A 7,495-nucleotide genomic window follows, 5' to 3' on the forward strand; every position below is an offset into this window, starting at 1 on the left:
CCGGCACCCCGCCCACCCCGGTCACGCTCCTCACCGGGGAGGGGTGGCAGGACACCTTCACGGCTTCGGCGGACGGTGACTTCGACGGCGACGGCGTCCCCGACCTGGCCGCCGCCAGGACGTCGGCGGACGGTGAGACCTCGCGGCTCCTGGTCATGTACGGTCCCTTCAGCCGGGACGGCGCTCCGGGGCGCAGCGCGCGACGGACGGTGAACGCTGAGGTCGGCCCCCTCGCCGCCGGAGACGCGGCCGGGCGGGTGGCAGGTCTCTTCTCCTGCGCGGACTACGACGCGGACGGCGCCGACGAACTCGCACTGGCCCACGATCTCGAAGGCACCCGGGACACGCCCGTGCGCTGGTGGACCACCGGTGACGGGGGCGAGGACGAGGCCTCCTTCGACAGCGCCGCGTTCCAGGGAGTGTTCCGGACCCGGACTCGGCGCACGAAGCCGGTACGAAGCGGAACCGAAGCCGGATCGAAGCGGACCGTGCCACAGTCCTTCCGGGCGTCCGCACGGAGCGGGCGCCGGTAACCAGGACGGAAAGCTCCCCCATGTTCAAGAAGTTCCGTACCGCCGCCCTGCTCACCGCGGCGCTGGCCACCGGCTCGCTGGCACTGGCCTCGCCCGCGTCGGCGGCGGCTCCCGTGGCGGACTACAACGGTGTCTGCGGCAGCGGCTACGGCGTGGTCAACTACGCCAACATCGGCTCCAAGGGCACGGTCTTCCTCACCTACAACAACTCCAACGGCTACAACTGCGCGGTGACCGTCCGGGCCGCCCCGGGCTCGGCGGTGGAGATGACGGTCGGCCTCAAGCGCACCAGCGACCCCGCCAGCGCGGCCGAGGTGGACAGCGGCCAGTACACGACCTACGCCGGTCCGGTCTACCGCAGCGCGGCCGGTTCGTGCGTGGACTGGTTCGGCAACATCAGCGGCACCAACGCGAACCGCAACGGGACCAACTGCGGCTGACCCCCGCGCGCCGCGACGGGCGGCGCGCCGACGCACGACTGGGAGCACCATGCGCAACCTACTGAAGAAGGCCGCCACCCTCGCCGCGGCCGGCGGGATCGCCGCCGCGGGGCTGATGGCCACCGCCGCCCCCGCCTCCGCCGCCTCCTACAACGGGGCGTGCGGGTCCGGCTACGGGGTCGTCAACAAGGTCGAGTTCCCCGACGACCGGGGAACCACCTTCCTGACCTACAACAGCTCCAACGGCTACAACTGCGTGGTCACCGTGCGCACGAACCCGGGCGCGGCCGCGCCGATGGAGGCGTTCGTCAGGGTCAACGGCACCTCGTCCTGGAAGAGGGACAGCGGCAACTACACGACCTACGCCGGTCCCGTATACCTGTCGGCGGCGGGCCGGTGCGTCGACTGGGGCGGCACCATCGGGACGATCACCGAGACCGTCTACCGCACCAACTGCGGGTGAGACCCGCACCGCACCCGCGCCTCCGCACACCCCCGAACCATGATCGGACATGACATGAAGAAGCTCGCGCAGAGGGCCGCTGCCGTCGTCGCGGCCGCCGGTATCGGTCTGGGCGGTCTGCTCGTCAGCGCCTCCCCCGCCGCCGCGGCCACCTACGGCGGCGAGTGCGGCTCCGGATACGGCGTCGTCAACCAGGACAACATCGGCTCCAAGGGCACGGTGTTCCTGACCTACAACAGCTCCAACGGCTACAACTGCGTCGTGGCCAAGCGCAACAACCCCGGCTCGGCCGTGCTCGTCGAGGCGGGCCTGTCCATCAGCCCGGCCGGAAGCCACTGGGACGTCTTCGACGGCGGCTACTACACCACCTACGCCGGTCCGATCTACCTGAACGCGGCCGACAGGTGCGTGGACTGGATGGGGCGCATCACCGGCACCGAGGGCGGCAAGCGCGGCACCAACTGCGGCTGACCGGACCGGTCACGGGCGGCTCCGGCCGGTGTTTCCCCGGGGCCGCCCGACCCATGCCCGCCTCAGCACCTTTTGTGTCGGCTAGCGCAACGAGCCCGGCATGGGCCGAAACCCAAATCCCCAGGTCACCCCAGAGCCGCTCCGGACACTCTCCGCACTCCTCCCTCCCGCAGGTGGACGGTGCGCCGACGAGTGCCGTATGCTCCGCGACGTTGCGCAGCGGAGTGTTCATCGTGCGTCAGGGAGTTCATGAGTGGAGACCGATCTGTCAGGGATTCGGTATCGCATGCTCGGTTCTGTCGAGGTTCACTCCGAAGGACGTCCGGTCGGCACGGGAGGGCCGAAAAGGCGTACGGTCCTGGCCGCGCTCCTCCTGCGACCCGGCGCCGTGGTCTCCGACAGCCGACTCATCGACCTGGTCTGGAGCGAACGCCCTCCGCGCAGCGCACGTTCCCAGCTCCAGGCGCACGTGCACGGACTCCGCAAGGCCCTGGGCGCGGACACGATCGTCCGGAGCACCTGCGGCTACCGGATGACAGTGGCGGCCGAGGCCACGGACAGCGGCGTGTTCGAGCGGCTGCTGGTGCGGGCGCACTCCGAGCGCGCCGCCCACCGCCCCGCCGAGGCGGTCCGGACCCTGCGCACCGCGCTCTCGCTGTGGACGGGCCCGGCGCTGGGCGGTGTCACACCGGCGCTGGCCGCCCACGCGCGCCCGGCTCTGGAGGAGAGGCGGCTGCACGCCCTGGTGGAGCTGTACGGCGCAGAGATCGACCTCGGCCGCGGAGCCGCCACCGTCCCCGAACTGCTCTCGCTGTGCGCTGAGCACCCGACCCACGAACGCTTCGCGGGCCTGCTGATGTCGGCCCTGCACGCCTGTGGACGCACCGGGGAGGCACTGGAGGTCTACGCGACGCTGCGCGAGAGGCTGGCCGACGAGCTGGGCACCGGCCCGGGAGCCCGGCTCCGGCAGCTCCACCTGGACCTGCTCACGGCCGAGCCGGACGGCGGGAGCACGCGCGGGGGCTCACCCGTCGTCCGCCGGATCCGCCCCGCCGAACTGCCCTACGGCGTCGGTGAGTTCGTCGGCCGCTCGGCGGAGCTGTCCGTGCTCGACCAGGCGCTGGACGACGGCCGGGGGGCCGACCCCTGGCCCGCGGTGTTCCTGCTCACCGGGGTCTCCGGCGTCGGCAAGACCGCGCTGGCCCTGCACTGGAGCCACGCCGTCCGGGAGCGCTTCCACGACGGCCAGCTCTACGTGGACCTGCGCGGTCGCGGCTCCGGGAAGGAGCCCGTCCGGCCCGAGGACGCGCTGCGCCAGCTTCTGCGCGGACTGGGCGCGGACCCCGGGGGTCTGCCGACCGGCGTCGACGAGCTCGCCAAGCTCTTCCGGTCGGTGACGGCCGACCAGCGTCTGCTGTTCCTGTTCGACGACGCCGCCTCGGTCGAGCAGCTCGCCCCCCTGCTGCCCACCGGCCGGGGCAGCGTGGTGCTCATCACCAGTCGGCGCCCGTTGACGGGGCTGGTCGCGCTGTTCGGCGCCCGTCCCCTGCCGCTCGACGTGCTGTCGGAGGAGTCCTCGGTCGAGTTGTTCCTGTCCGTGGCCGGAATGTGGGCCCGGGCCGCGGAACTGGCGCTGGTCACCCGGATCGCCGACCGCTGCGGGCGGCTGCCGCTGACGCTGAGGCTGGCCGCGGCCGCCCTCGCCGCCGGGACCTCCGCGGTGGACCTGCCCTGGCCCGACGTCGTGGCCGACCCCGTTGCGGGGCCGTCCGCCGGGCCGCCGCTGACCCTGACCCCCTCCGAACCGGACTCCGGCTGACGGGCAGCGGCTCCGGCCGCTCGCCGGCCCCGTCCTCCCCGGGCGGGGATGACGGGGCGCGGGTCGCAGCAGGGCGCGCGGGGTCTCGCCCACCGTGTGGTCGGCCGACCGATGATGCGGGACAGCCCACCGGTGGCGGCGGACGGTTCGCCGTCGCTCGTGTCGGCGTCCAGCGCGGCCGCCGAAGCGCGCGACGGCTTCCAACGCCTCCCGTGCGCTGTCGGGTCGGTGGCGTCCGGGCCCCGGCCGCTCCGGCCCCGGCGTCGCCGGGGCCGGAGCGGCCGTCAGCGGCGTCCGCCGTGCGTGCGCGGGTCGAACGAGCCGGAGACGTCGACGTTGAGGTCCTCGGCGGCGGAGAAGCCGCGGGCGGTGCGGACCACCCCGTCAGCGGCCTGTCTCTGCGCCACGGCAACGTAGTCGAGGAGCTGCCAGAGGATCCGCTCCGCCTCGCCCAGGGTCTCCTGCATCCGCTTCGAGTACTCCCCCTCGACCCCCCAGGGCGCCTCCTCGAAGGAGGTGATCACATCGCGCGCGCCGGACACCACCTCGTCCGTGAAGTCGGCGGCCTCGTAGACGAGCTTGTTGTGCCGCCCGATTCCGTCTACGTCGACTGAGAGCCGGTCATGTGATGCGGACATGCCTCTCCTCCTGTTCGCTGTCCGATGGCTGCGACCGGACCCGTCACTCCAGGTCGCGCGGGGCCTCGTCGACGTCCGTACCGCCGCGCAGCACGGCGGAGGCGTCGACGCCTCCGGGGGAGGCGAAGTCGTGTGCCTGCACGGCCCGCTGCGCCATCCGCCGCTGGGCGCGGGCGATCACCTCGACGACCGTCGTCGACAGCTCGGCGGCGGCCATGCCCCGGTACCCGTCGGTGTGGAACACGAGCCCGGCGAGGTCACCGGTCGCGTCGACCTTCGCGGTCACCAGTCGGTCCCCGGACGTGACCTCCTCGGTCTCCGACTCCAGGCCCTCGCCCGCCTCCATGAGCTCCCTCAGCGTCGTCTCGAGCCGCCGCAGTTCGGCCTCCATCTGCTCCCGTGTCGGTGAACTCATGCCGTCAGGATCTCCTTCAAGGTTTTACTCAGTTCGTTAACGACAGGAACAGCCCGCGAAAGCGCCCTGCCGACTGAACTTCGGGCGGCGACCCGAGCCGCCCGATTCCCACTGTTCCCCGGCTGCGCCCCGGACGACCGCCGAGCACCGCGGGGCACGACCGCCCGGGGGTCACGGAAACCGACACTCCGAAAATGCGGCCCCTGTCACACGACTCCGTGCGGCAAAGGACACCGCACCGGCATGCCCTCCGAATGGCACGAAGAACTCCGTTCGCGGTCGGAACCCACCCGGCTCCCCGGGTGCGCGCTGCCGCCTCCGCCCCGGGAAGGCGGGTGCGCGCCCCGATGGCCCCGGACCGTGACCCGATACCTGCGATCAGTCCGGCTCCCGGCAAGAGGGCTCCTCCGGCTACGCACACCGGAAAAAGAAACAGGAAAGCAATCAAGAGAAACGGAAAAGGGGACGAAGGAAGGGGAAGCGCCGCGCGGGACCGGGCCGCCCCGGCGAATCATCCCCACCCACTCGACACAACAGGTACCGCACCGACCGAGGAGAATGCAACCCGCGGAGTCGTGACTGCACACAGGAGATACCCCCTTCCGCGCACGGAACCCGATCGGAAAAAATCAGAAACACAGGCGCAACAAAATACCGCGACCATAACTGCGCAGCACCTCGAAACAAGGGGGAGGGTTCCACGGCTCGGCGCGCTGTTGTTACCTTTGCCGTCGCTTCGGATACGTGTGGTGAGGAAAGGGGGCGTTCATGCTGTTCGACCCCCAGAAAATGGGTGACTCAGCACACGACTCCGTCAAGGTGTTGCTGGGGATCGACCTCCCCCGGGCCAGCGCACCGGCCATGCGCGCCGCTTCGGAGGTCTACGAGCTCCTCGACAAGCAACTGCACGAGCTCTCCGACGTCATGGACACGACGCGCACCAACGTTCGCAGGCACTTCGGCGGAGCGGCCTCCGACTACTACGACCGCTCCCTGTCCGCCTTCACCAGCGGCGACAGGGACTACATCGGCAACGCGGCGAGCACGAGCCGCATGCTCTCGGCCGAGCTGCGCAGGGCGGCGGCGAACGTCGACTACATGGTGGCGATGGTCTGGGTCCAGGTGGCCCAGCTCATCGCCGAGATCACCTGGGCCATCGCGGCGGCCAAGTTCACCTTCGGCGCCTCCCTGAAGTGGATCCCCGTCTTCAAGGCGATCCGGAGCCTGGCCATCCAGCGGCTCATCGCCTGGTTCCTCGTCACCGTTCCCAGCCACCAGGTCGTCAGCCAGGTCTTCGCGAGCTTCGGCGCGCTGATCCAGCGCGTCCAGATCGCCAACGGCGACCGGGACGGGTTCGACAAGCGCCTGGCGCACGACGCGCACGTGGGGGCCGTGATCGAGGGGCTCGTCTCCGCCGGCATCTCCGGGGGCGTCGGGGCGTTCGTCAACAGCGGTTTCGCGAAGGCCTTCGCCCGCGGCGTCGACGACCTGCGCGGCCTGCCGACCCCCGTACCACCGCCGCCGGTGAGGAACGGCGTGCCGGACCCCGCGCTCCCGCCGGGCACGCTCAACGACGACCTCGCCGACCTCTTCACCCGCCACCGGGACGAGATGCTGGTCCCGTTCCACCCCAACTCCCCCACCGGGGCACGCTCCTGGGACAACGCGGTCGAACAGAACGCGTTCCGCGTGGAGACGGCGGACGTGTTCCAGCGCTCCTTCGCCGAACGCATAGGAGTCGACCAGGCACGGCGGCTGGGCGACGACTACGCCGAGGCCCTGATCCGCTCGTGGGGCGGCGCCGACCTGGGCTCACAGCTCTCCCGGACGATCGGCGACAGACTGCCCGCGCCCCTGCGCGAGCACCTGTCCGACGTCCCGCGAGACCTCGCCGGGGCACTGCACCAGAGTGCCCGGGGTTTCCTGCCCTACCTGCGGGGCCTGGGACTGGGCGCGGGAACCGGGGCCGCGGAGGGCTCCCTCAGCGAGGGCCTGGGCAATCTCGCCAGCGGCCAGGGGTTCGTCGTCACCCCCTGGTCCGCCACGTCCGGCGCGAGCATGAACACGACACACCAGCTGACCACCGACTCGGCGCTGGCGGGCATCGACGCGCTCAGCGGCCCCGGCGGCACCGTCCTTCCCCCCGACCTCCCTCCGCTGCCGGAGCCGGAGCGGCCAGCCAGGACCGAGGAGGCCCCGGAGCCGGGCGGGGCTCCCGCGGCTCGGCCCGCCCCCGCGCGGGACGGCGGGGACGGGAGGCCGACGCCCGTCGGCGGCCCCGACGCCCCCGATACCACCGTCGCACCGCCCGTCACCGTCGATGGACCCTCCCCCGCGCAGGATGGCGGAGACCGCTCGCGCAGGGTGATGGCGCGGGCGCCGGAGAGCGGCGCGGACGCGCACCGCCCCGGCGGTTCCCCGGCAGCCGGAGACCAGGACGCCCCTGCGGCCCGAAGGCAGCGGGACCATGCCCCGGACGGGGCCGACGACGCGGACGCGCACGGGCCCGGGAACCCTTCCGAGGTGGTCGCCGGAACACCGGAGGCCCCGACCGCCCGGGCTCCGCGGAACACCGACCCGGACGGGGCGGCGGGCCACACCGACGCGCACCGTCGCGCAGGCACCCCCGGCCCGTCCACCGGTGGCCATGACGCCACAGGCGCCGGGACTTCCCGTGACCGGACCCCGGCTCCCCCGCACGAGGAGGGAACCGAGG

The 7,495-nt window shown here is 72.2% G+C and carries 6 protein-coding genes and 2 pseudogenes; 6 read left to right on the plus strand and 2 right to left on the minus strand.

All coding sequences use genetic code 11. The annotated features are described in order from the left end of the window. The 5 genes and pseudogenes from ABD54_RS24180 to ABD54_RS24200 all read left to right on the plus strand — a co-directional run. Positions 1-533, plus strand: a pseudogene (locus ABD54_RS24180) (hypothetical protein); the annotation flags it as partial. Positions 534-553: 20 nt separating this feature from the next. Beyond that, positions 554-973 carry a hypothetical protein gene (locus tag ABD54_RS24185; RefSeq protein ID WP_047871843.1) on the plus strand — a complete coding sequence of 140 codons (420 nt, stop codon included), beginning with the start codon at positions 554-556 and terminating at the stop codon, positions 971-973. 49 nt (positions 974-1,022) lie between these two features. Beyond that, a complete protein-coding gene (locus ABD54_RS24190) occupies positions 1,023-1,436 on the plus strand; it encodes a hypothetical protein (protein ID WP_047871844.1) in 414 nt (137 codons plus the stop codon). Between the two features lie 54 nt (positions 1,437-1,490). Further along, positions 1,491-1,907 carry a hypothetical protein gene (locus ABD54_RS24195; protein ID WP_047871845.1) on the plus strand — a complete coding sequence of 139 codons (417 nt, stop codon included), beginning with the start codon at positions 1,491-1,493 and terminating at the stop codon, positions 1,905-1,907. 286 nt (positions 1,908-2,193) lie between these two features. Then, positions 2,194-3,726 carry a BTAD domain-containing putative transcriptional regulator gene (locus ABD54_RS24200; RefSeq protein WP_082166972.1) on the plus strand — a complete coding sequence of 511 codons (1,533 nt, stop codon included), beginning with the start codon at positions 2,194-2,196 and terminating at the stop codon, positions 3,724-3,726. A gap of 284 nt (positions 3,727-4,010) precedes the next feature. On the opposite strand, the gene ABD54_RS24205 is transcribed toward ABD54_RS24200, so the two are convergent. Together ABD54_RS24205 and ABD54_RS24210 are read right to left on the minus strand one after the other, a co-directional pair. Continuing rightward, the gene (locus ABD54_RS24205) at positions 4,011-4,364 is read right to left on the minus strand and encodes a hypothetical protein (protein ID WP_047871846.1); all 354 of its coding nucleotides are present in this window, start codon (positions 4,362-4,364) and stop codon (positions 4,011-4,013) included. Between the two features lie 43 nt (positions 4,365-4,407). Next, the gene (locus ABD54_RS24210; protein ID WP_053063649.1) at positions 4,408-4,779 is read right to left on the minus strand and encodes a YbaB/EbfC family nucleoid-associated protein; all 372 of its coding nucleotides are present in this window, start codon (positions 4,777-4,779) and stop codon (positions 4,408-4,410) included. A gap of 789 nt (positions 4,780-5,568) precedes the next feature. On the opposite strand from ABD54_RS24210, the pseudogene ABD54_RS24215 reads away from it, so the two are divergent. Beyond that, a pseudogene (locus ABD54_RS24215) lies at positions 5,569-7,495 on the plus strand (hypothetical protein); the annotation flags it as partial.

The sequence above is a fragment of the Nocardiopsis sp. RV163 genome (assembly GCF_001029525.1).
Taxonomy (GTDB): Bacteria; Actinomycetota; Actinomycetes; order Streptosporangiales; family Streptosporangiaceae; genus Nocardiopsis; species Nocardiopsis dassonvillei.